General features: G+C 68.9%; 19 protein-coding genes. 8 read left to right on the forward strand and 11 right to left on the reverse strand.

All coding sequences use genetic code 11. The features are described from left to right. Nucleotide 1 precedes the first annotated feature (1 nt). Nucleotides 2–571 carry a copper chaperone PCu(A)C gene (locus tag CAL26_RS25415; protein WP_094849412.1) on the forward strand — a complete coding sequence of 190 codons (570 nt, stop codon included), beginning with the start codon at nucleotides 2–4 and terminating at the stop codon, nucleotides 569–571. Between the two features lie 96 nt (nucleotides 572–667). Here CAL26_RS25415 and CAL26_RS25420 read toward each other — a convergent pair whose 3' ends face one another. Together CAL26_RS25420 and CAL26_RS25425 are read right to left on the reverse strand one after the other, a co-directional pair. Then, complete coding sequence (locus CAL26_RS25420) at nucleotides 668–1639, reverse strand: Bug family tripartite tricarboxylate transporter substrate binding protein (RefSeq protein ID WP_094850081.1); 972 nt, start codon at nucleotides 1637–1639, stop codon at nucleotides 668–670. A gap of 60 nt (nucleotides 1640–1699) precedes the next feature. Continuing rightward, the gene (locus CAL26_RS25425; protein ID WP_094850082.1) at nucleotides 1700–2419 is read right to left on the reverse strand and encodes a YggS family pyridoxal phosphate-dependent enzyme; all 720 of its coding nucleotides are present in this window, start codon (nucleotides 2417–2419) and stop codon (nucleotides 1700–1702) included. A 152-nt stretch (nucleotides 2420–2571) separates the two neighbouring features. Here CAL26_RS25425 and CAL26_RS25430 point away from each other — a divergent pair, with 152 nt between their 5' ends. Next, nucleotides 2572–3816 carry an aminotransferase-like domain-containing protein gene (locus tag CAL26_RS25430; protein ID WP_094849413.1) on the forward strand — a complete coding sequence of 415 codons (1245 nt, stop codon included), beginning with the start codon at nucleotides 2572–2574 and terminating at the stop codon, nucleotides 3814–3816. On the opposite strand, the gene CAL26_RS25435 is transcribed toward CAL26_RS25430, so the two are convergent. The 5 genes from CAL26_RS25435 to CAL26_RS25455 form a co-directional block, all read right to left on the reverse strand. After that, nucleotides 3800–5152, reverse strand: a complete 1353-nt coding sequence (locus CAL26_RS25435) for a four-carbon acid sugar kinase family protein (RefSeq protein WP_094849414.1) — start codon at nucleotides 5150–5152, stop codon at nucleotides 3800–3802. The genes CAL26_RS25430 and CAL26_RS25435 overlap by 17 nt on opposite strands. Then, entirely contained in the window at nucleotides 5145–6410 is a 1266-nt protein-coding gene (locus CAL26_RS25440; RefSeq protein WP_094849415.1) for a ribulose-bisphosphate carboxylase large subunit family protein, read from the reverse strand. The genes CAL26_RS25435 and CAL26_RS25440 overlap by 8 nt, the downstream gene beginning before the upstream one ends. Nucleotides 6411–6417: 7 nt before the next feature. Then, entirely contained in the window at nucleotides 6418–6957 is a 540-nt protein-coding gene (locus CAL26_RS25445; protein ID WP_094849416.1) for a VOC family protein, read from the reverse strand. Between the two features lie 13 nt (nucleotides 6958–6970). Then, nucleotides 6971–8860 carry a TRAP transporter large permease gene (locus CAL26_RS25450; RefSeq protein ID WP_094849417.1) on the reverse strand — a complete coding sequence of 630 codons (1890 nt, stop codon included), beginning with the start codon at nucleotides 8858–8860 and terminating at the stop codon, nucleotides 6971–6973. A 145-nt stretch (nucleotides 8861–9005) separates the two neighbouring features. After that, nucleotides 9006–10022 (reverse strand): TRAP transporter substrate-binding protein, encoded by a 1017-nt coding sequence (locus CAL26_RS25455; protein ID WP_094849418.1) that lies wholly within the window; start codon nucleotides 10020–10022, stop codon nucleotides 9006–9008. Between the two features lie 134 nt (nucleotides 10023–10156). Between CAL26_RS25455 and CAL26_RS25460 the strand changes: the two genes are divergently transcribed. After that, nucleotides 10157–11077: a LysR family transcriptional regulator gene (locus CAL26_RS25460; protein WP_094849419.1), complete on the forward strand. Its 921-nt coding sequence runs from the start codon at nucleotides 10157–10159 to the stop codon at nucleotides 11075–11077. An 82-nt stretch (nucleotides 11078–11159) separates the two neighbouring features. Here the strand turns inward: CAL26_RS25460 and CAL26_RS25465 are convergent, their stop codons facing one another. Both CAL26_RS25465 and selD read right to left on the reverse strand, forming a co-directional pair. Beyond that, nucleotides 11160–11810, reverse strand: a complete 651-nt coding sequence (locus CAL26_RS25465) for a 2-hydroxychromene-2-carboxylate isomerase (protein ID WP_256988584.1) — start codon at nucleotides 11808–11810, stop codon at nucleotides 11160–11162. 89 nt (nucleotides 11811–11899) lie between these two features. After that, nucleotides 11900–12973 (reverse strand): selenide, water dikinase SelD, encoded by a 1074-nt coding sequence (gene selD / locus CAL26_RS25470; protein WP_094849420.1) that lies wholly within the window; start codon nucleotides 12971–12973, stop codon nucleotides 11900–11902. 119 nt (nucleotides 12974–13092) lie between these two features. On the opposite strand from selD, the gene CAL26_RS25475 reads away from it, so the two are divergent. The 5 genes from CAL26_RS25475 to CAL26_RS25495 all read left to right on the forward strand — a co-directional run bounded on the left by CAL26_RS25475 (nucleotide 13093) and on the right by CAL26_RS25495 (nucleotide 18223). After that, nucleotides 13093–13557: an HIT family protein gene (locus tag CAL26_RS25475; RefSeq protein ID WP_094849421.1), complete on the forward strand. Its 465-nt coding sequence runs from the start codon at nucleotides 13093–13095 to the stop codon at nucleotides 13555–13557. Nucleotides 13558–13608: 51 nt separating this feature from the next. Then, complete coding sequence (locus tag CAL26_RS25480) at nucleotides 13609–14070, forward strand: STY0301 family protein (protein WP_094849422.1); 462 nt, start codon at nucleotides 13609–13611, stop codon at nucleotides 14068–14070. Then, entirely contained in the window at nucleotides 14071–14823 is a 753-nt protein-coding gene (locus CAL26_RS25485) for a uracil-DNA glycosylase (RefSeq protein WP_094849423.1), read from the forward strand. Between the two features lie 303 nt (nucleotides 14824–15126). After that, nucleotides 15127–16869, forward strand: a complete 1743-nt coding sequence (locus CAL26_RS25490) for a DEAD/DEAH box helicase (protein WP_094849424.1) — start codon at nucleotides 15127–15129, stop codon at nucleotides 16867–16869. Between the two features lie 169 nt (nucleotides 16870–17038). Continuing rightward, on the forward strand, nucleotides 17039–18223 hold the full coding sequence (locus CAL26_RS25495; protein ID WP_094849425.1) for a class I SAM-dependent methyltransferase: 1185 nt from the start codon (nucleotides 17039–17041) through the stop codon (nucleotides 18221–18223). A gap of 76 nt (nucleotides 18224–18299) precedes the next feature. Here CAL26_RS25495 and CAL26_RS25500 read toward each other — a convergent pair whose 3' ends face one another. Further along, complete coding sequence (locus CAL26_RS25500) at nucleotides 18300–19421, reverse strand: CCA tRNA nucleotidyltransferase (protein WP_094849426.1); 1122 nt, start codon at nucleotides 19419–19421, stop codon at nucleotides 18300–18302. Nucleotides 19422–19452: 31 nt separating this feature from the next. Beyond that, nucleotides 19453–21612 carry a transglycosylase SLT domain-containing protein gene (locus tag CAL26_RS25505; protein WP_444876515.1) on the reverse strand — a complete coding sequence of 720 codons (2160 nt, stop codon included), beginning with the start codon at nucleotides 21610–21612 and terminating at the stop codon, nucleotides 19453–19455. Nucleotides 21613–21623: the final 11 nt, after the last annotated feature.

Consider the following 21623-nt stretch of genomic DNA (forward strand, 5'->3'; position numbering starts at 1 on the left):
TATGCCGTTTTCCCGCCTGGCCATCGCCGCCGTCGCCCTTGCCCTTTACGGCACCGCGCAGGCGCATGACTACAAGATCCGCGACATCGAGATCGAAGATCCCTGGGTACGCGCCACCGCGCCCGGCCAGACGGCGGGCGGGGGCTATATGGAAATCGAGAACGACGGCGCCACGGAAGACCAGCTGATCGGCATCAAGTCGGATGCGGCCAGCAGCGTCAGCCTGCACCAGACTGTGACCAGCAACGGCGTGTCCACGATGCGGGAAGTCGACGGCGGCGTGACGGTGCCCGCCAAGGGCGAAGTCAAGTTCACGCCCGGCGGCTACCACGTCATGTTCGAAAAGCTGAAGGCGCCGTTCAAGGAAGGCATGGAAATCCCAGCCACCCTGACCTTCCGCCACGCCGGCGACGTGCAGGTCAAGTTCGAGGTCAAGCCGCTGACGTACAAGGCGCCCGGCGCGGGCGCGAACATGCAGGGCGGCGACATGGGCCATATGCACCATATGGGGAACATGGGGAGCATGGGCGGCATGCAGGGCCAGGGCACGCCAGCCCCTGCCGGGCGCTAGGCGCTAGTAGCGGGGCGATCGGGTCCTGCCGCCGACCGGCCCGCTCTGCTCCAGGCTGCTGTTCCAGGCTGCGGTTCCAGGCTGACTACTGACCTGCTATTCCAGCCTGATATTGGCCTTCTTGATCACCCCCGCCCACATGGCGCGTTCCTGCTCGGCGTAGGCCTTGAATTCCACCGGCGGCATGGGCATGGGAATGACGCCCATCTCCTGCAGCTTGGCCGCGACGTCGGGCTGCGCCAGCGTTTTCTGCAGATCGGCGCTGAGCTTTTTCACCACGGCATCGGGCAGGCCGGCGGGACCGACCACGCCCTGCCAGGCGTAGGCCGTGAAGTCGGCCACGCCCTGCTCCGCCATGGTGGGAACGTCGGGCAGCACCGGCAGGCGCTGCGGCGTGGCGGCCGCCAGCACGCGCAGCTTGCCGGCCTTGACGTTGGGCAGCCCGGCCGCCAGGTCGATGAACATCAGGTCCACCTGGCCGCCCAGCAGATCCGTGATGGCGGGCGCGGCGCCTTTGTATGGAACGTGAAGCATATCGACACCCGTGCGCTGCTTGAAGAGCTCCAGCGCCAGGTGATGCGGCGATCCGGAGCCGGCCGACGCCACGGTCAGCTTGCCCGGCGTGGCCTTGGCGGCCGCCAGCACGTCGGCCACGGTCTTGTAGGGCGAATGGGTATTGACGGCCAGCAGCAGCGGCAGCTTGGCCAGGCCGCCGATATAGGTGAACTTGTCGGGATCGTAGGAAAGCTTGGCGTACAGCGACGGGTTGTAGGCCAGCGTGCCCGAGTCGGCCGTGCCCACCGTGTCGCCGTTGGGCACGGCTTGCGCGATGGCGGTGGCGCCGATGATGGTAGCCGCGCCGGGACGGTTTTCGACGACGATGGTCTGGCCCAACGACTTTTCCAGCGCGGCGCCGACGTTGCGCGCCACCACGTCCGATCCGCCGCCGGCGGGATAAGGCACGATCCAGCGTATGGGCTGCGTCGGCCAGTTCTGCGCGTGGGCGGACGTGACGGCGGCGGCGGCCAGCGCGGCGCCGATGGCCGCGCGCCTGACGAAAGCGAACATGGTTGTCTCCGTGGCGCCCGCGTCGATGCGCGCGGGGTCGGCGCACATTATGCCGACAAGTCAGGCCGGCGCGCCATAATCGCGCGCGCCGAACAGCGCGCTGCCGATGCGAAGTTCCGTCGAGCCTTCCTGGATGGCCAGTTCGAAGTCGCCGCTCATGCCCATGGACAGGCGTTGCATGTCGACGCCGGCTATGGCCTCGTCGCGCAGCCGGTCACGCCAGGTGCGCAGGAGACGAAAGCACGCGCGGACGGCTTCGTCGTCTTCCGAATTGACCGCCAGCGTCATCAGGCCGCGCACGCGCAGCGCGGAATGATCGCGCGCCACGGTGCGCACGAAGTCCGGCAGTTCGGCGGGGTCCAGTCCGTACTTGCTGGGTTCGTCGGAAGTCTTGACCTGCACCAGCACATCCAGCACGCGCCCTTCCTGGCGCAGGCGACGGTCCAGCGCCTGCGCCAGGTCGAGGCGGTCAAGCGACTGCACTTCGGCCGCCAGGCGCGCGGCGTCCTTGGCCTTGTTGGTCTGCAGATGGCCGATCACCACCCACTCGACCGCGCAGTCGGCCAATGCGGCCGCCTTGTCGCGGACTTCCTGCATTTTGCTTTCGCCGAAGCGGCGCAGGCCCAACGCCATGGCCGCGCGTATCTGCTCGGCGGGAAAGGTCTTGCTGACCGGCAGCAAGGCGACTTCGGCCGGATCGCGGCCGGCACGAACGCAGGCGGCGGCGATGCGGGCCTGCAGGTCCGCCAGGCGGGCGGCGAAGGTATCGGTGGAAGACATGGTCATGCGGCGGTGGACAGCCAGGAGTCTAAACCGAAACGGCGCCCCGGGAAAAACCGGAAAGCCTCCCGCGGCCATCGCCGCGGGTTTAGAATGTCCGCCGCGTTCCGGCCCGCTCCGCGCGGCACCCAGTTCCTGTTTCGGGATCCATCATGTCCTCCCACTCCGTGTCCGGCTACTCGTTCGCGGCACCCTTCCAGATTCCGGCGCCCTCCCCCATCCGCTCCCTGGCGCCATACGCCAATCGTCCCGGAACGATCAGCATGGCCGGCGGTTATCCCGCGACGGAGCTCTTCGACGTCGACGGCCTGAACGCGGCGGCAGCCAAGGTAGGCGGCCGGCTGGCGTCCTGCCTGCAGTACTCCAATATCGACGGCCAGGCCGGGCTGCGCATGCAGCTGGCCCGGCTTTCCGCCGAACGCGGCATACGCTGCGATCCCGACACCGAACTCGCGGTCACCGGCGGATCGCAGCAATCGCTGGCGCTGCTGGGCCGGGTGCTGCTGCAACCCGGCGACGCGGCCATCATCGAAAGCCCGGGCTTTCCGAATTCGCGGCAGGCGCTGCATTACACCGGCGCGACGCTGCACACGGCGCCGTCCGGTCCCGATGGCGTGGACGTCGACGCGCTGGCCCTGCTGGTGGAACGGGTCCGCCCCAAGCTGGTCAGCGTGGTGGCCACCTTTTCCAATCCCTGCGGCGCCACGCTGAACCTGGAGCGCCGCCGTCGCCTGGTCGAGCTGGCCGCGCGCTACCGCTTCCTGCTGGTGGAAGACGATCCTTACGGCGAACTGCGTTTCGAAGGCGAACCGATTCCGCCGCTGCTGGCGCTGGCCGAAGGCGAACAACGCAAGTGGGTCGCCTATATCGCCAGCATGTCCAAGACCATGGCGCCCGCGTTGCGCATGGGCTGGCTGATCGCCCCCGACGAAATCCGCCGCCGCTGCGTCAGCGCCAAGGCCGCCGACGATATGGCGTCGTCGGCGTGGATCCAGGAGATCGTCGCGCAGTACATCGAGGACGGCCGTTACCACGAGCATGTGCCGCGCATCCGCGCGGCCTACGCGGCGCGCGCCGATGCGCTGGCCCGCGCCCTGGCCGAGGAGATGGGCAGCCAGGTGGACTTCCGCAAGCCGCAGGGCGGCATGTTCTGCTGGGCGCGGCTGACCGGCGATATCGACAGCACCCGGCTGCTGCCATACGCCATCGAGCATGAAGTGGTCTATGTGCCCGGCAAGGCCTTCTACGGCGACCCCGCGCAGGCGGACCTGCAGGCCATGCGGCTGTCCTTCGCCACCATGAACGAAGCGCAGATCCGCACCGGCATCGTGCGCCTGCGCCAGGCCCTGCAGGCCTGCGCGGCGGGCGAACCCACGACCATTACCGTGCCGACGTAGGCGCGCTCGCGCCGGCCAGCAGGTCGGTGAACAAGGCGGGCGCGCCCATCTGGCCGCCCTTCAGCATCAATTCCACCCCATCGGCGGGATGGCCCGGCGCATGCACGCGGCAGACGGCGACGCCCGGGCTGGGGCTGTAGGAAAACGTCAGCGCCCGCGCGCCCCATGATTGCACCGCCAGGCTGGACGTATCGCCGCCCGCGAAACCGGCACGGGCAAGCGGATGCGCGGCCAGGACGTCGGCCATCAGGCCGCCGCAGGCCAGCGCCAGCGCGCGGGTGTATCCGGGACGCCGCGCGCCGCTGTCGTCGCTCAGCGTGCTGTGCGCGACCACGCTGCGGCCGGCGCGCAAGGCCTGCACGATGCGGCCGTCCAACGAGGCGCGATACTCCGCGTCGCCGGCCGCCATGGCGGCCGCGTCGAGCGCGATGGAATCGAAACCGGCCTGCTCGGCGGCGGCGATCTGCGCGGCCGTGATCGGCGAGCGGCTGCCGGCGACGATGAAAGTCTGGCTGACCTTGCGCGCCCGCGCGGCGGCGGAAGGCGGCGCGGCACGGTCGGTATCGGCCGCCAGCAAGGCCTGCAGCGCGCCCGTGGGCCCGACGGTCAGCAACGGTCTGCGTTCCACGGCCAGGCGATGCCGGAGCAGCGCGCCGATGCGCGCCAGGTCGGCGGCGCGGGCGGCGTCGAACAATACCCCGGCCGCGCCATCCGCCAGCAATGCGTCCAGCCGCGCGGCGGCGGCGTCCGGCGTGGCGTCCAGCATCGCCAGGTCGAAGGATGCGATGCCATCCAGTCCCTGGCGCGCGAGATGCATCCTGAGGTCCGACTCGTCCATGGGCGTGACGGGATGCCGGCTCATCGTGGGGTGGCGGTCCAGGCGGTACACCGGGCCATCCTGGCCGGCGCGCGCGTACAAGTGGCCGAAGCTGCAGTAGCGGCCCAGGTTGGGCTGGCCGCCGACGATATAGGCCGGTCGCGACCCGAGTTCGCCCCAGGCCAGCCGCACCGCGTGGCCGATGCTGCCGACGTGCGGCGCGCTGTCGAAGGTGGAACAGCATTTGTAGTGCAGGACGTCCGCGCCGGTGGCCGCCAGCCCACGGAATATCCGCGGCAGGGTGGCGTCCATTTCCGCCGGCGACATCGCCCGCGCGGTCCCGGCCACGCCCACGCAGTCCAGCGGACCGAAGCGCGCCAGTTCGTCGGCCGTGGGCACATCCAGGAACAAGGCGGCGCGCAGGCCGGCGGACACCACCGTGGCCAGCGTATCGGTGGATCCGGTGAAGTCGTCGCCGTAGTACGCCAGGCGCGGCCGCCCGCCGCGTGGTTCAGCCATAGAAATCCAGCGCGTGCGCCAGCGCCGGCCGGTCGCGCGCGAAGTCGGCCAGGGGCACGCCGGCGCGTGCCGCGTCCCAGGCGTCGCGGATGCTCTGCACGCCGGCGGCCGCGCCGTCCGGATGCCCGAGGATGCCGCCGCCCGACAGGAAGATCAGGTTCTCGCTTTCCAGCCCCTGGAAGGTGGCCGGCACCGTGCCGGCCCATTGCCCCGACGAAAACACCGGCATGACCGCGTCGTCGCCCGCCATGGGCGTCAGGCAGGCGCGCGCCGATTCGATGACGCTGGCGTCGCTTTCGTAGAACTTGCCGCCCAGTCCGTTCACGTGCAGCTGGTCGACGCCGGCCAGGCGCCACAAGGCCTGGTAGGCCGGGAAAGCGATGCCCAGCGCCGGATGGCGCGACATCATGGCCATGCCGTTGCGGTGGCCGTGTATCGCCAGCGGGCTGGTGCGGCGCAAGGCCTGGATGGCGCTGAAGCCGCACCAGTTCAGGCTGGCCATGACACAGGTGCCGCCGGCGGCTTCCACGCGGGCGGCATGGCCGCGCATGGCGTCCAGGTCATCCGAGATATTGAACGCATACATGACCTTGCGGCCGGTGCGTTGGGCATGGTCCTTGATCACCCGCATGACGGCTTCCACCCGGCGCGCCAGGGGCGAATGCGGCGGATTGGCCATGCATTCGTCATCCTTGATGAAATCGACGCCGGCTTCGCACAGGCTGGCGACCACACGCGCGGTCTGCTCCGGCGTCATGCCGACGTTGGGCTTGATGATGGTGCCCAGGATGGGCCCTTCCCCGCGGCCCGTCAACGCCCGCGTGCCGGCCACGCCGTGGCGTGGCGCGTCGAACAGTTTCACGTATTCGGCGGGCAGGTCCAGCGACAGCAGCTTGACGCCGGTCATCTCGCCCAGGTCGTAGATGTTGCCGCCCACCGTGGCCGCCAGGGTCGGCAGGTTGGCGCCGACGTTGTCCACTGGGAAGGACACGGTGATGATGGCTTGCCGGTACGGTCCCTGGATATCGCGCCGCTGCAGGAAGGCGTTGGGCAGGCTGGGCGTGGCGATCGTGCCGACCTGCTCGATCGACTGCACGATGGCGCGCGAACGCCGGCGCAGGTCGTCGGTTTCGCCGGCCACCCTGACGAAGGTGCCGCTGGATTGTTCGCCGGCCAGCACTTCGGCGGCCTGCTCCAGCGGGAAAGGCGTCTCGATGAAATACCGGGCGCGGAAATCGCGCCGATTGGTGTCCGTCATGGCGGGTCTACAGCGTGGAGAGATCGGGAAAGGGGCGCACGGGATCGCTGCCGTCCCAGCCGATCGAGGCTTCGCGGATCAGGCGGAACAGGCGGCCCTTGGGGCCGGCGATCTCGGACAGCTCGATCACGGTGCCGGGATGGGTTTCGGTTTCGTAGTAAACGTAGCGGCCGCGTTCCCCGACTTCGCCGCTCATGCCGACCTTCAAGCCATGCTCGGCCAGCCGGCGCACGTCCTCGTCGAAGTTCTCCGTCCAATAGGCCAGGTGCTGCAGGCCGGTGTGGCCGGCATCCAGGAAGGCCTTGTACATGGACGGCGCGTCGTTGCGCTGCTGGATCAGCTCGATCTGCAGCGGACCGGAATTCGCCAGCGCCACCGATACCTCGATGGGAGAGGGCTGGCCGCGATACATGAAATTCCTGACGGGCACGCGGTCGGCATAGAACCAGGGACCGATACCCAGGGTCTCGCTCCAATGCCGCATTTCCTTGTGGATATCGCGCACGACATAACCTGCCTGGCGCACTTCGCCGAACAACCGACTCATGGCTACACCTCGATCACAGAAAACCCGTGGAGATCCACGGAATGAATGCCACCAGCAACACGCCGGCCACCAGCGCGACCAGGTAGCCCCACATATAGGGCATGGCCTCGTCCGGGCTGACCTTGCTGATCGCGCAGGCGCCGTAGTAGCCGACGCCGAAGGGTGGCGCGAACAGGCCCAGCCCCATGGAAAGAATCACCACCATCGCGTAGTGCACTTCGTTCACGCCGACGGCACGCGCGATGGGGAACAGCAGCGGTCCGAACAGCACGATGGCGGGGATGCCCTCCAGCACGCTGCCCAGCACCACGAAGGCGACGATGGACACCAGCAGGAAACCGGCGGTGCCGCCGGGCATGCGACGCATGAATTCGGCCAGGTCCTGGGAGAAGCCCGATTGCGTCAGGCCCCAGGCCATCGCGGTCGCGGCGCCGACGATGAAAATGATGGCGCCGGACAAGGCCGCGGTATCCAGCAGCATGGACGGTATGCGGCGCCAATCGAAGCGGCGGTACAGGAACAGGCCGGCCAGCACGGAGTAGGCGATGCCGATGGTGGAGACTTCCGTGGCGGTGGCCACGCCTTCCACCACCGCGGCGCGGATCAGGAAAGGCAGCAACAATGCCGGCACGGCGACGCAGAACAGCCGCGCGATCTCGCGTCCCGGCGCGCGGCGCACGCCTGACAGGTCTTCGCCCCGGCTGCGGCGCCATACGATCACCGCCAGCGCGAGCCCGAGCGCGGCGCCCGGCAGCATGCCGCCGGTGAACAGCGCCGCGATCGATACGCCGGTGACCGAGCCGATGGTGATCAGCACGATGCTCGGCGGTATGGTTTCCGTCTGGGCGCCGGTGCACGACAGGAGCGCCGCCAGATTGCCCGGCCGCGCGCCGCGCTGCTTCATCTCGGGAAAGAGCGCGGGCGCGACGGCCGCCATGTCGGCCACCTTGGAGCCCGATATGCCGGACACCAGGTACATGGCGCCTATCAGCACATAGGACAGGCCGCCGCGCACGTGGCCCAGCAGGCTGGCCAGGAAACCGATCATGGCGCGCGCCATGCCGGTCATTTCGATCAGCAGGCCCAGCAGGATGAACATCGGCACGGCCAGCAGGATCAGGTGCGACATGCCTTCGTCCATGCGCCCCACCATGACCATCAGCGGCGTTTGCGTGGTCAGCGCCAGGTAGCCGAAGGTGGCCAGCGCGAAGGAAAACGCGATCGGCACCCCGAGGAATACGTTGGCCGCCACCAGGCCGACGAAAAACACCAGCAGGTTGGCCTTGCCCAGCGTCACAAGCAGCGGCTGCGCCAGCAGGAACAGCCCGGCGATGACCGCGATGGCGGCCACCGCGCCCCCCACCTGCCGCCATGAACCGACCCGCGCCAGGCGCAGCAGCGCGAACAGCGTCATCAGGACGAAACCCACCGGCAGCGCCGCCGCGCGCCACGCATTGGAGATTTCCAGCGCCGGGGTGGTGACCACGGATTCCTCGCTGGCATATTCCCAGGCGTGCGGCAGCACCATCAGCATGAAGCACAGCGACGCCGCGATCGCGGCGACGTCCAGCCAGGCGCGCAGCGCCGGCGTCGCGCGCGCCACCAGCGCGGTCATGCGCATATGCTCGCCGCGCCGCAGGGCCACGACCGCGCCCAGCATGGACAACCACAGGAACAGGATGGAGGCCAGCTCGTCGCCCCACACCAGCGGGGCGTGGAACACGTAGCGGGCGATCACGCCGGACAGCAGGACGGCGATTTCCGCCAGGACCAGCAGGGCCGCCGGGATTTCCGCCGCCAGGCCCAGCACGCGGTCCAGCCCGTCCAGCCAGCGGGCCGCCGCGCCGCGCGCGCCGGCAGCCGGGCGCGGGCCCTTGGCGTAATAAGCGGCGTGTGTCTGCATGATGTCTCCAGGGCGTCGGCGCGGCGGGCAGGCCCGGCAATCCGTTGCCATCGTTCGCGCCATCGCGCATCGCCTGTGGTTCAGGCGTGTCGTATCGTTCCGCCGCCGGGCCAAAGGCGGCCGCGAATCCGCTTCAAACCCGGCTTCAGGCCAGCTTGCCGACGGCGCCTTCCAGCAAGCCCCAGGCTTCGTCGCCGAACTTGCCGCGCCATTCCTGGTAGAAGCCCGCCTTGCGCAATTGCGCCTGGAAGCTGTCCGCCTTGGGCTGGTTGAACTTCAAGCCCTTGGCTTCCAGGTCGCTCTGGATGGACTGGTTCATCTTGCGCAGGTCTTCCCGCTGCAGCATGCCGGCATCGTTGAAGGCGGTTTCCCACAGCTTCTGCAGGTCGGGCGGCAGGCGACGATAGGCGCGGGCATTGGCGATGAACCAGTAGCCGTCCCAGATATGGTTCGTCAGCGAGCAATACTTCTGCACCTCGTACAGCTTGGCGGCCTGGATGATAGGCAGCGGATTTTCCTGCGCGTCGACGATGCGCGTCTGCAGCGCGGAATAGACCTCGCTGAACTGCAGGCTGGCGGGCGCGGCCGACAGGGCCTTGAACATGGAGATGGACAGCGGGCTGACCGGCACGCGTATCTTGGTGCCGTCCAGGTCGTGCGCGTCGGCGATCGGTCTGCTGCTGGTGGTGACCTGGCGAAAGCCGTTGTCCCAAATCTTTTCGAAGGCGTACAGATTGGCCTTGCCTATTTTCTCGCGCACGTGCGCGCCCAGCGCGCCGTCCATCGCTTTCCAGACCTGGCCGTAATCGGAAAACGCGAAGCCCACCGCGTTGATGGCCGCGACCGGCACCACCGTGGCAATCACCAGGGCCGAGGGCGTGAACAGCTCGATGCCGCCGCTGCGCACCTGCGACAGCATGTCGGTGTCGCCGCCCAGCTGGTTGTTGGGAAATATGGTGATTTCCAGCCGGCCGTTGGATTCCTTGCGGATGCGGTCCACGGCTTCCTGCGCGCGCAGATGCAGCGGGTGCGTCATGGGCAGGTTGTGGGCGTACTTGTAAGTGAACTCCGCGCCGGCGCGGGCCAGGCGGGGGACGCCCAGGGCCAGCGCGGGGCCGGCCGCCATGGCGCGCAGCAAGGTGCGGCGGGTCATCGTGGTCATTGTCTGTCTCCTCGGCGCCGGCGCGTGCGGCCGGCGCGTATTTATTCGTGGCGCACGCGGGCGGGCCGGCGCGCAGCAGAAATGTACCGTGGCGACTAGAATCGGAGAAGCCGAAAATTTGGATCGATTAAGCGATGAAAGAGATAAATCTCTCGACCCGCGACCTGCGCGCTTTCCTGGCGCTGGTGGAGCAGCGCAGCTTCACGCGGGCGGCGCGCCAGTGCCATCTGTCGCAGTCGGCCTTCAGCTCGCTGATCCGGACGATGGAAGACACGCTGGGCTACCGGCTGTTCGACCGCGACACCCGCAACGTGGAATTGACGCCGCAGGGCCGGCTGCTGGAAGCGTCGGCGCGCCGGGTGCTGGATGGCTTCGACGGCATGATCGACGATTTTCGCGGGCATGCCATGCTGGACAAGGGCCGCGTGTCGGTCGCCGCGCTGCCTTCCATCGCATCGGGCTGGCTGCCCGGCGTGTTCGCCGAATTCCGGCAGCGCCATCCGGGCATCGAAATCGAGCTGGCCGACGTGTTGTCGGCGCCCTGCCTGGAACGCGTGCGCGCCGGCCGCGCCGACCTGGCGTTGGCGTCGTCGGGAATCCCGGCGCAGGACCTGGATGCCAGCCTGCTATGCAATGACCGTTTCCACCTGGTGTGCCGGGCGGACCACCCGCTGGCGCGACGGCGCGAAATCGGCCTGCCCGATCTTTCCGCGGCGCCGTTCATCCATCTGGCGCGCTCCCACAGCGTGCGCCTGCAATTGGAACGGGCTTTTCATCCTTATCCGATGAAGACGGTCATGGAAGTCGAACAGCTGGCGACGGTGACGGGCATGATCGCGGCGGGCATCGGAATCACTGTGGTGCCGGCCCTGACGCTGTACGAGTTCGAGCGGCCGGATCTGGTCAGCCGGCCGTTGAAGATACCCGGGCTGGTGCGCCGCATCTACCTGGTGACGCGCCGCGGCCTGAGCCTGCCGCCCGCGGCCGAACGGCTGCGGACGCTCATGTTGGAACGCCGGCCCGGGCAGCGCCGGGGCGGCACGCGGCAGGGATGAAAGACAGGACTGAGCCGCGAGGGTGAACGGCGGCGAGGGGGAATGGCGGCGGCGAGGCCGGTTGAACCAGGCGGCCGCCCGCTCAGACGGGCCCGCCTTCGCGGGCCCAGCGCACGGCGTCCTCGACCCGGTCGTTGCCCCAGAACATTTCCCGCCCGGCGAACATCATGGGCGCGCCGAAGATCCCCAGTGCCTGGGCCCGGTCGACCTGCGCGCGGAACGCCTGCCTGATTTCGTCGCTGCCGGCGCGCGCCAGCACGGCTTCGGCATCCACGCCCAGCGCCCCGAGGCGGTCGCCGACGACGTCCCGCTTCTGGATATCCAGGTCGTCGACGAAATTGGCCCGGAACATCGACAGGCAGAACGCCTTGCCCCAATCCGCCTGCAGCCCGATATAGGCCACCCGCGACGGCAGCACGCCGACCCGCGGGAACTCGGTCGGGCGCCGATAGGTGACGCCATACCTGGCCGCCAGCCGCTGGACTTCCCGCATCATGTATTCGCCCTTGTCGGGGAATAGGCGGAACGGGCTGTCGTCCCAGCCGCGCGCCTTGAATATCGGCCCCAGCAGGAAGGGCTGGTAGTTCACCGTGACGCCCTGCGCCGCGGCGATCGGCTCGATGCGCTCGATCGCCAGAAAGCTATAGGGGCTGGCGAAATCGAACCAGAACTGCAGCTGCCCTTGCGCGGCCGCGGCACCTGATGCCGCCGGCGGGGTCTCCATCCGCGTCATGTCGCCTCTCTCTATATTGTTGGGCGTGTTGTTGGGCGTGTCGTCGGGCGCGTCGTCAGGCGTGTCGTCGAGCGTGGCCGGGCAACCCGTCAGCCGACCTCGACCCCCGGTTCCCCGCGGGTCATCCGCCCGACCACGGCGGCCTGGCCGAAGCCTTGTTCCCGCAGCACGTCCAGCACTCGCGGGGCGGTCGCGGCGTCGCAGGCCACCAGCAGCCCGCCGGACGTCTGCGGATCGGTCAGCAAGGCGCGCGCGACCTCGTCCACCCCCGGCGCCAGCGCGATCGCGGCGCCATACGACGCCCAGTTGCGCCCGGACGCGCCGGTGATCATGCCCGCCTGCGCCATGTCCCGCACTCCGGGCAGCCAGGGCAAGGCGGCCAGATCGAGGCGCGCGCGCAGGCCCGAGCCGCGGCTCATCTCCAGCGCATGGCCCAGCAGGCCGAAACCGGTGACGTCCGTCAGGGCGTGCACGCCGGGCAGCGCGGCCAGCGCCGGCCCCGGCGTATTCAGGCGCGTCGTGCTGGCGATCATGGCCTGATAGCCCGCCGCGTCCAGCTGGTTCTTCTTGAGCGCGGCCGACAATATGCCCACGCCCAGCGGCTTGCTCAGTATCAGCACGTCGCCTTCGCGGGCGTCGGCGTTGCGCCGGACACGGTCCGGATGGACCAGGCCCATGGCGGCCAGGCCATAGATGGGTTCGACGGAATCGATGGTGTGGCCGCCTGCCACGGGGATGCCGGCCTGGGCGCAGACGTCCTGTCCGCCGCGCAGGATTTCAGCGATGACTTCGCGCGGCAGCACATTGATCGGCATGCCGACGATGGCCAGCGCCATGATGGGCGTGCCGCCCATGGCGTAGACATCCGACAGGGCGTTGGTCGCCGCGATGCGCCCGAAATCGTAGGGGTCGTCGACGATGGGCATGAAGAAGTCGGTGGTGGCGATCAGCGCCTGCTCGTCGTTCAGGCGATACACCGCCGCGTCGTCCGCGGTTTCCGTGCCGACCATCAGGCCGGGGAAAGCCTGGGTGGGGGCGAAGCGCGCCAGCAGGTCCGCCAGCACACCCGGGGCGATCTTGCAGCCGCAGCCGCCGCCATGCGAAAGCGAAGTCAGGCGCGGCTGCAGGCGCGGCTGCACGCCGGCGCTAGCGTCTAGGGTCATGCGAGTCTCCAGGAAAGCCGGGAAAGCATAGCACCGGCCCGCGGCCCCTACACAAGAGCCGTCAAAACGTCCTACTATCATGATCCTTCCAAGCACATACGCGCCCAGGCCCGAACGAGATGACGACTCTGCTTCCCGACTGTCCGCTATGCCAGCAGCACGGCGGCACGCTGCTGTGGCAAGGCACCCACATGCGCGTGGTGGAGGTCGACGACGCCGATTATCCCGGCTATACCCGGGTCATCTGGAATTCGCACATTCCGGAGATGACCAGCCTGTCGCGCCATGGCCGCGAACTGATGATGGAAGCGGTCTGGCGCATAGAGGAAACGCAGCGCGAAATCCTGCGCCCGGACAAGATCAACGTGGCGTCGCTGGGCAATATGGTGCCGCATCTGCACTGGCACGTGATCCCGCGCTGGCGCGGCGACCGGCATTTTCCCGACGCCGTGTGGGCGGCGCCGCGTATCGCGCCGGGCCAGGAACCGCCCGAATGGACGCCGCGCATGCAGGCCATCCGGTCCGTGATGCGCCGCTACCAGGACCGCCTGCTGGAAACCCTGAATGCACTGCCGCGCCACTGACCCGACGCCGGCGTACCCGGCGCCCTGGATTTTCATGACCGCGCAAATGCCATGAACACTCGCCTTTCCGCCTTCTCTCTTCCTACGCTGCTGGCCGCGCTGGGACTGATGGCCGCCGCGCCGGCGTGCCTGGCCGCGCGGCCCATCAACACGCCCTGCCCCGGCACCCTGGAGCTGACGCAGACGCCGGTCAACACGCCGGGGGGCTGGTCGGTCATGCCCGATCCGCGCCGCGACACGGACCACCGCCTGCAGGGCATCACCTTTTTCGCCGGCGATCCGCGCAATATGGTGGCGCTGGCGCCCGATACCGAAAAACGATCGACGCGCGGCTACGCATCCACCTGGCATTTCCATCCGGACGAACAGGGCTACTGGATAGGCTGCAGCTACACCGATACCAATCTGCTAGCGGTGCGCAAGCTGGCGGACAACATCAGCCAATGCGACATGATGCAATACCTGGCCGACCGCCGCCGTCCGGGCGGTGCCGTGGAAGTGGTGTGCTACTGAATGGAAAACCGCCTGCGCACACCTCTTTCGCGATTGCTTGCCCAACTGCCGCCGGATTGGGCCCCCGCTTTGGCGACGCCCGCCGCGGCGCGCGTCCTGCCGGAGCTCTGCGGACACGTCGACAGCCGCGTGGACGCGGGCGTCACGGTTTATCCGCACGCGCCCTTCCGCGTCCTGGAGCTGCTGCGCCCGCGCGACGTCAAGGTCGTGATCCTGGGCCAGGACCCCTACCACGGGCCCGGACAGGCGCAGGGGCTCGCGTTTTCCGTGCCGGACGCCTGCAAGCGGCCGCCCAGCCTGCGCAATATCTTCAAGGAAATCGCCGCCGAGTATCCCGACAAGGGCATACCGGCGGGCAATGACCTGACGCCCTGGGTCGAACAGGGCGTACTGCTGCTGAACACGTCGCTGACGGTGGAAGACGGCCAGCCGGCCTCGCACGCCAAACGCGGTTGGGAAGCGATCACCGATGCCCTGATCGAACTGGTGGCCCGGCAGCCGCAGCCCAAGGTGTTCATGCTGTGGGGCGCGCACGCGCAGTCCAAGCAGGCACTGTTGCCGGCGAACCACAACACCCTGGTACTGATGGCGAACCATCCGTCACCGCTTTCGGCGTCTCGGCCGCCCGTGCCTTTCCTGGGTTGCGGCCATTTCCGCCGCGCCAACGAGTGGCTTCTGACGCATGAGCAGGAAATTGTCGATTGGGGTTTGCCCGAGAAAACACTGGCGTCACAGCAGGCATTCAGGTTATGATTTTCGCGCTGCACAAAAGAACGGCATTTTTCCGCATTGCTAGTCCGCCGCCGGCACGCCGACGGCCTCGAAACAAGTCACGGTGTATGCAGCTTCGCCAGGTAACAGGGTAACCGCCCGGACCTGGCCCATGCCGCTCTTCATCGCTTCCTGACCCCTTTCCTTACGCCAGCGTCCCCATCTGGACGCGACATGCGCATGGTTGATCCGGTCGGCGTCGATGCTCCATCAACCTGCGCTGGATCCGGCACACACACCCCGGCCCGGCCTGATACGTGCCGCCAAAAGCGGCAAGGATAAGTCATGTCTTTCGAATCCCTGGGACTCGAGCCCACCCTGTTGTCCGCCGTTCAAGAAGCGGGCTTCGATACCCCCACTTCCGTCCAGGCCGCCGCCATTCCTCAGGCCATCGCCGGCCAGGACCTGATGGTGTCGTCGCAGACCGGCAGCGGCAAGACCGCGGCCTTCATGCTGCCGGCCCTGAACCGCATCGCCAAGATGCCCGCCAACAAGGGCACCGGCGTGCAGGTGCTGGTGCTGACCCCCACGCGCGAACTGGCGCTGCAGGTCAATGACGCCACGCGCCAGTACGGCAAGAACCTGCGCGACCTGCGCACCGCGACCGTGGTGGGCGGCATGCCCTACGGCGCGCAGTTGAAGGCGCTGTCGCGCCGCGTCGACGTGCTGGTCGCCACCCCGGGCCGCCTGCTGGACCACCTGCAGGCCGGCCGCGTCAAGCTGAACACCGTGCACACCCTGGTGCTGGACGAAGCCGACCGCATGCTGGACATGGGCTTCATCGAGGACATCGAGACCATCGTCGGCCGCCTGCCGGCCGATCGCCAGACGCTGCTGTTCTCGGCCACGCTGGACGGCACGGTCGCCAAGCTGGCGGCCAAGATGATGCGCGAACCGCAGCGCATCGAGATCGCCGGCGCCAAGGAAAAGCATTCCAACATCACCCAGAGCCTGCTGTACGCGGACGACGCCGCGCACAAGATGCAGCTGCTGGACCACGTCCTGCGCGACACGGCGCTGGACCAGGCCATCGTTTTCACCGCCACCAAGCGCGGCGCGGACGATCTGGCCGACCGCCTGTCCGACCAGGGTTTCGCGGCGGCGGCGCTGCATGGCGACATGAACCAGCGCCAGCGCACCCGCACCCTGAGCATGCTGCAGAAGCGCCAATTGAAGGTGCTGGTCGCCACCGACGTGGCCGCGCGCGGCATCGACGTGCAGGGCATCAGCCACGCCGTGAACTTCGACCTGCCCATGCAGGCGGAAGACTATGTGCACCGCATCGGCCGCACCGGCCGCGCGGGCCGCGACGGCCTGGCCTTTACGCTGGCCACGCATGCGGAACGCCACAAGGTGCGCCGCATCGAGCACTTCATCGGCCAGACGCTGACGCCGCAGATCATCGCCGGCCTGGAACCCAAGCGCACGGCGCGTCCTGCGTACGAGCGTTCCGGTACCGGCAAACCGGGCTTCGGCAAGCGTCCGTTCAATCGCGACAGCCGCGGCGGTTTTGGCGCCCGGCCCTTCGATGGTCCCCGCCGCGAGTTCCGCGAAGGCGCGGGCCCGCAACGTGAGCTGTCCGGCGATCGTCCGCAGCGCGCCTGGCGCGACGGGCCCCGTCCCGTCCGCCCCGAAGGCGAAGCGCGCCCCTTCCGTGCGGAAGGCGAAGCCCGTCCTTTCCGTGCCGAAGGCGATCGGCGTCCCGCCGACCGCGGCTTCCAGCGCAATGACCAGGGTTACCGCGGCGAAGGCGCTGCCCGCAAGACCGAACGCAGCGGTGACGAAGGCGGTTTCCGCGCCGAGCGCGGCTTCCGCCAAGGCGACCGTCCCCAGCGTCCCGAAGGCGCTTTCCGCTCCGCCCCGCGGTCGGAAGCCGGCATGCGCGCCGACAAGGCCGCCCGCGAAGGCAATCATGCGGGCCGCACCACGGAAGGCTATGCCCGCCCCACCGGCAGGCCGGCCTTCGACAAGGGCGCCAGCCGTTCAGGCAAGCCCTTCAAGCCGGCCTACGCCGGCCGCCGGGACTGATCGTCATCGGCAGGGCGGGTGACAACATCACCCGCATCTGAAGAGAAAAACGGCGCGGCGCCCACCGCGCCGTTTTTCATTTCCGGTCCGCCAGGATGAGCCGCGTGGCGCGGCGGACGGGATTTCCTGAAACAATGCGGGTATCGCTCACCTTCCGCAGCCGTGGTTCATGCCCCAGACTTTCCCGCCCCCCTTGGATGACGCATCGCAAGCCCATACCGCCCGCATGGCCGCGCATCTGCGCGCCGCGATCGCGCAGGCGGGCGGCTGGCTGTCCTTCGAGCACTGGATGGCGGAAGCGCTGTACGCGCCCGGGCTGGGCTATTACGCGGCGGGCAGCGTCAAGCTGGCCGAAGCCGGGACCGGATCCGGATCCGGCGCGCCGCCGGCGGGCGATTTCGTCACCGCGCCTGAGCTGACGCCGCTTTTCGGCCAGACCCTGGCGATGCAGGCGGCGCAGGTATTGCGCCAGACCGGCACGAACACCATCCTGGAGTTCGGCGCGGGCACCGGCGCGCTGGCCGAGCAGGTGCTGGCGGCCCTGGACGCGGAAGGCCTGGATGCGCGCTACCAGATCGTCGAGGTATCCGCGGACCTGCGCGCGCGCCAGCAGGCCCGGCTGGCCGCGCACGGCGATCGCGTCAGTTGGCTGGACCGCCTGCCCGATGCCTTCGAAGGCTGCGTATTGGCGAATGAGGTCCTCGACGCCATGCCGGTGCAGGTCTTCCGCTGGGATGAAACGGGCGCCCTGCTGGAACGGGGGGTCGTGGTGACTCCGGAAGATGGCTTCGCCTGGGCGGACCGGCCCGCGCCGCCACGGCTCGCGGAAGTCATGGCGCAGCGCATGCCGCCGCTGGAAGGCTATGTGTCTGAGGCCAACCTGCAGGGCGAGGCCTGGGTGCGCGGCATGGGGCAATGGCTGCGGCGCGGCGTGGCGCTGTTGATCGATTACGGCTTTCCGCGCCACGAGTACTACCACCCGCAGCGCGCCGCCGGCACGCTGATGTGCCACCTGCGGCATCACTCGCATGCCGATCCCTTCCTGGCGCCTGGATTGCAGGACATCACCGCGCACGTGGACTTCACCGCCATGGCGGATGCCGCCTTATCGGGTGGGCTCGATGTGCTGGGCTATCTGTCGCAGGCGCGCTTCCTGGTGAACGCGGGCCTGATGGAACGGCTGGCGACGCTGGACAGCAATGACGCCGCGAACTACGCGCGCACGGTCGCGCCGGTGCAGAAGCTGGTCTCGGAAGCCGAGATGGGTGAACTGTTCAAGGTGCTGGCGGTGGGCCGCGACGTCGATCCGCCGCTGATCGGCTTCCGCCGTGGCGACCGGCGCGCCATGCTGTAAGGCGCACGCGGCCATCGCGGCGCGGCCTTTGTGGACGTCGCGGCGCGACCGCCCGAAGCCGGGCCACGGGTAATCCTCAGGACTTGCGCAGCGCGCGCAGCCGCGCGTCGCGCAGCGCCTGCTTGATGCGCGTGGGATCGCCCGTGTGTTGCCGGGCGATCGCGCCCGCGTCGATGCCCTGGATCGCCTCGAGCGCGGCACGCCATGCCGCCTGGTCCACCGCCACGCGCACGTCCGCCGCGCGCAGCAGGTCCAGGAAGCGTCCGGGCTTGCGCAAGGCGTCGCAACGCTCCATCAGCGCCAGCATCGCCTCGGCATCGGCGCTGGCATCGGCACCGTCGGCACCATTGGCGGCGGCCGGCGCGGCCAATCCATCCAGCACCAGCGGCAGCAGCCGCGCATGATCCGCGCAGTCAGTGGGAACGCGTAGCCGCGCCGACAGATCGGCGCGTTGCGGCGAGTCCAGGCACAGCAGCGCGTAACGCGCGGCCAGCGGCAGCCCGCGCCGGGCGGCTTCGTCCAGGTCGGCCTTGACCCGGTCGTCCAGGTGCAAGCCCGGCAGGACGCGAGGCAAGGCGCCCGCCTGCTCCAGTACGTCCATCATCCTGGCGGGATGTCCGGCCATCAGCCCGCGCGACAACTCCTTCCATACGCGTTCCGGCACCAGGGCGTCGGCCTCGCCCGCGTCGACCATGGCGCGGCACAGCGCCAGGGTCTCCGGCGCCACGCTGAAATCGCCGAAACGCGCCGCGAAGCGCGCCAGCCGCAGTATGCGCACGGGATCCTCGGCGAAGGCGTCGCCGATGTGGCGCAGTACGCGCGCATGTACGTCGCGCACGCCCCCCAGGGGGTCGATCAGTTGGCCGTCGGCATCGCGGGCAATCGCATTGACCGTCAGGTCGCGCCGCGCCAGGTCGTCTTCCAGCGTGACGTCGCTGCCGGTGTAGAAGGTGAATCCCTTGTACCCGCGCCCGGACTTGCGCTCGGTGCGCGCCAAGGCATATTCCTCGTGCGTGACGGGATGCAGGAAAACCGGAAAATCCCCGCCCACCGGCGTGAAGCCGCGCCGCATCATCGCTTCCGGCGTGGCGCCCACCACCACCCAATCGCGGTCGCCCGCCGGCAGGCCCAGCAGTTCGTCGCGCACGGCGCCGCCGACGATGTAGGCCCGCAAGCCGCCCAGCACGGGGTCGGTCATCGTGTCACCCGGACGCCATGCCCGGCCGCCATCACGGCAGGTCCGTCCGTTCCGCCGGCTGCGGCCCGATCTGGCCCAGGCGCTGTTTGAGCGACTGCGGCTGGCCGGTGAACAGCGCCGCGTAGTACGTGGCGTTGGCCATGACGTTCTTCACATAGGTGCGCGTTTCGGTGAAGGGTATGGTTTCGGCGAAGATCGCGCCTTCCACCGGATGCGTCAGCGACGCGCGCCAGCGGATCGGCCGGCGCGGCCCGGCGTTGTAGCCTGCGCTGGCCAGCACCTGCGAGCCATCCACGTCCTGCAGCACCATGCTCAGGTAGGACGTGCCCAGCAGCGTATTGGTGTCGAAGTCGTTGACCTGCCCCGGCGTGAAATTGCTCAGGCCGATCTTGCCGGCGACCCATTTCGCGGTGCCCGGCATCAGCTGCATCAGGCCCGACGCACCGACGGAGGACCGCGCGTCCATGATGAAGCGCGACTCCTGGCGGATCAGGCCATACACCCAGGCCGGATCCAGCGCCACCTGGCTGGCCTTGGCCGCCACGCGTCCTTCGAAGGGTGCGATGTAGCGCTGCGTGAAGTCGAATTCCTTTTCGGTGCGCTCCGACGTATTCACCACGCGATCGTAGATATTCTCGCGGCGCGCCAGTTCGGCGGCCGCCAGCAGCTGGCGGTCGTCCATGCCGCGCAACGCGAAATTCCACTCGGGCACGGCGTCGCCGCGCCAGCCCAGGCGGAACAGCGCGATGGCGCGCTGCAGGCCCTGGTTGGCGCGCGCCTGCGCCATTTCCTGCGTGCTGGGCTGCGGCGCGCGCGGCGGTACGGTGATGGCGCGGCCCAGTTCTTCCGCCGCCAGCTGGCCATAGAAATTGAACTTGCCGGCGATCTGGTCGTACTCGCGCTGCGCCTGTTCGCGGCGGCCCAGCGCGGCCAGGCCGCGCGCATGCCAGTAGATCCAGGCCGGTTCGTCGCGCGCTTCCGGCGACATGGCCTCGATCGACGCGACGACCCACTTCCAGTCGATGCGCTGCTGCCTGAGCGCGGCGCGCACCTTCCATTCCTCGTTGTATTGCGTCAGGCGGATGTGGCCCGCCTCGACATACCAGTCGTGAGCGCGCGGGTCCTGGTTCAGCACCGCGACCAGCGCCAGCTGCGCGCGCACCCAGGCCAGGTCCTGGCGCGGCAGGCTCTTGGCCCATTCGCGCCGCACATAGGAATCCGCGACATCCAGGTTGCCGCGCGCCAGGCGGGCCAGCGCGATGGTGACCAGCTCGGTTTCCGCCGGCGTGCGCAGGGTCCGCGGCTGGCGCACCAGCCATTTCATGGGATCCTTCATCATCGCGTCGTAGGTTTTCTGGTCCGGCGGTTCGAACAGATAGCCCACGTACTTGCGCGCGTCGGTCAGCTTGTTGTCTTCGATGGCGTCGCGGAACCGGGGCTGCAGGTCGTTCCAGCCCAGGACGCGGTTGGCGACCAGGTCGTCGTAGAGCGACCAGCACCAGGCGCCCGGCGCGAAGGCCCGCAGCGCATCGGCCGCGCTGACCTTGCGGCCCGTCATGTAGCGCGCTTCCATTGCGGCGCACTCGGTCTGCGCATTGCCGTTCTTGACGGGCGCCAGCTTGTTGACGGTGTCGTAATCGCCCGAGCGCGCGGCCGCCAGCAGCCAGTCCGCCCGCAGCTTGTCCGCCAGGTAGGCGTCCGGGTTGCGTTCGATGAAGCGGCGCAGCTGGTCCACCGGCCACTGCGCGCGCGGCATATTCCACACCTGATAGCGCAGCAGCCAATACTCGGGATACATGCCCAGCACGTCCTCGCGCGCCTGCGGCACCACCACGGCCAGCGCCGACCATTGCTTGCGCGTCATGGCATCGCGCGCGGTGATCACCGCCTGCCGCGCCGGCGTCAGCGGGTCGGTGGTCAGCAGCGAGACCTGTTCCGGTTGCGCGCTGGCGGTCGGATCGTTCGCCAGGCTGGTGACCGGCGCGGTGGCCAGCGCGGCGGGCGATCCGCTGCCCGGGACGCCGTCGGCCAGGCCGGGCGCGAGCTGCGCCTGCGGGGCGTGCTGCTGCGCGTCCACGGGCGCGCACGCGGACGTCAGCAATCCCAGCAGCGGCAAGGCGCGGCCCAGCAGGCGCGCGGCATCCACCCCCGGCGATTTCTGATAACGTCCCCCTTCCCGCCTACGCATCAGCTCTCCTTACG

The sequence above is a fragment of the Bordetella genomosp. 9 genome (assembly GCF_002261425.1).
GTDB lineage: Bacteria > Pseudomonadota > Gammaproteobacteria > Burkholderiales > Burkholderiaceae_B > Bordetella_C.

Excerpts from the sequence above, each read along its gene's own strand:
- CAL26_RS25485 (WP_094849423.1), top strand. The coding sequence starts at position 14,071 with ATGGAAAACCGCCTGCGCACACCTCTTTCGCGATTGCTTGCCCAACTG.
- CAL26_RS25420 (WP_094850081.1), bottom strand. The coding sequence starts at position 1,639 with ATGTTCGCTTTCGTCAGGCGCGCGGCCATCGGCGCCGCGCTGGCCGCC.
- CAL26_RS25500 (WP_094849426.1), bottom strand. The coding sequence starts at position 19,421 with ATGACCGACCCCGTGCTGGGCGGCTTGCGGGCCTACATCGTCGGCGGC.
- CAL26_RS25430 (WP_094849413.1), top strand. The coding sequence starts at position 2,572 with ATGTCCTCCCACTCCGTGTCCGGCTACTCGTTCGCGGCACCCTTCCAG.
- CAL26_RS25455 (WP_094849418.1), bottom strand. The coding sequence starts at position 10,022 with ATGACCACGATGACCCGCCGCACCTTGCTGCGCGCCATGGCGGCCGGC.
- CAL26_RS25435 (WP_094849414.1), bottom strand. The coding sequence starts at position 5,152 with ATGGCTGAACCACGCGGCGGGCGGCCGCGCCTGGCGTACTACGGCGAC.
- CAL26_RS25475 (WP_094849421.1), top strand. The coding sequence starts at position 13,093 with ATGACGACTCTGCTTCCCGACTGTCCGCTATGCCAGCAGCACGGCGGC.
- selD (WP_094849420.1), bottom strand. The coding sequence starts at position 12,973 with ATGACCCTAGACGCTAGCGCCGGCGTGCAGCCGCGCCTGCAGCCGCGC.
- CAL26_RS25440 (WP_094849415.1), bottom strand. The coding sequence starts at position 6,410 with ATGACGGACACCAATCGGCGCGATTTCCGCGCCCGGTATTTCATCGAG.
- CAL26_RS25425 (WP_094850082.1), bottom strand. The coding sequence starts at position 2,419 with ATGTCTTCCACCGATACCTTCGCCGCCCGCCTGGCGGACCTGCAGGCC.
- CAL26_RS25490 (WP_094849424.1), top strand. The coding sequence starts at position 15,127 with ATGTCTTTCGAATCCCTGGGACTCGAGCCCACCCTGTTGTCCGCCGTT.
- CAL26_RS25460 (WP_094849419.1), top strand. The coding sequence starts at position 10,157 with ATGAAAGAGATAAATCTCTCGACCCGCGACCTGCGCGCTTTCCTGGCG.
- CAL26_RS25495 (WP_094849425.1), top strand. The coding sequence starts at position 17,039 with ATGCCCCAGACTTTCCCGCCCCCCTTGGATGACGCATCGCAAGCCCAT.
- CAL26_RS25450 (WP_094849417.1), bottom strand. The coding sequence starts at position 8,860 with ATGCAGACACACGCCGCTTATTACGCCAAGGGCCCGCGCCCGGCTGCC.
- CAL26_RS25480 (WP_094849422.1), top strand. The coding sequence starts at position 13,609 with ATGAACACTCGCCTTTCCGCCTTCTCTCTTCCTACGCTGCTGGCCGCG.
- CAL26_RS25415 (WP_094849412.1), top strand. The coding sequence starts at position 2 with ATGCCGTTTTCCCGCCTGGCCATCGCCGCCGTCGCCCTTGCCCTTTAC.
- CAL26_RS25445 (WP_094849416.1), bottom strand. The coding sequence starts at position 6,957 with ATGAGTCGGTTGTTCGGCGAAGTGCGCCAGGCAGGTTATGTCGTGCGC.
- CAL26_RS25465 (WP_256988584.1), bottom strand. The coding sequence starts at position 11,810 with ATGACGCGGATGGAGACCCCGCCGGCGGCATCAGGTGCCGCGGCCGCG.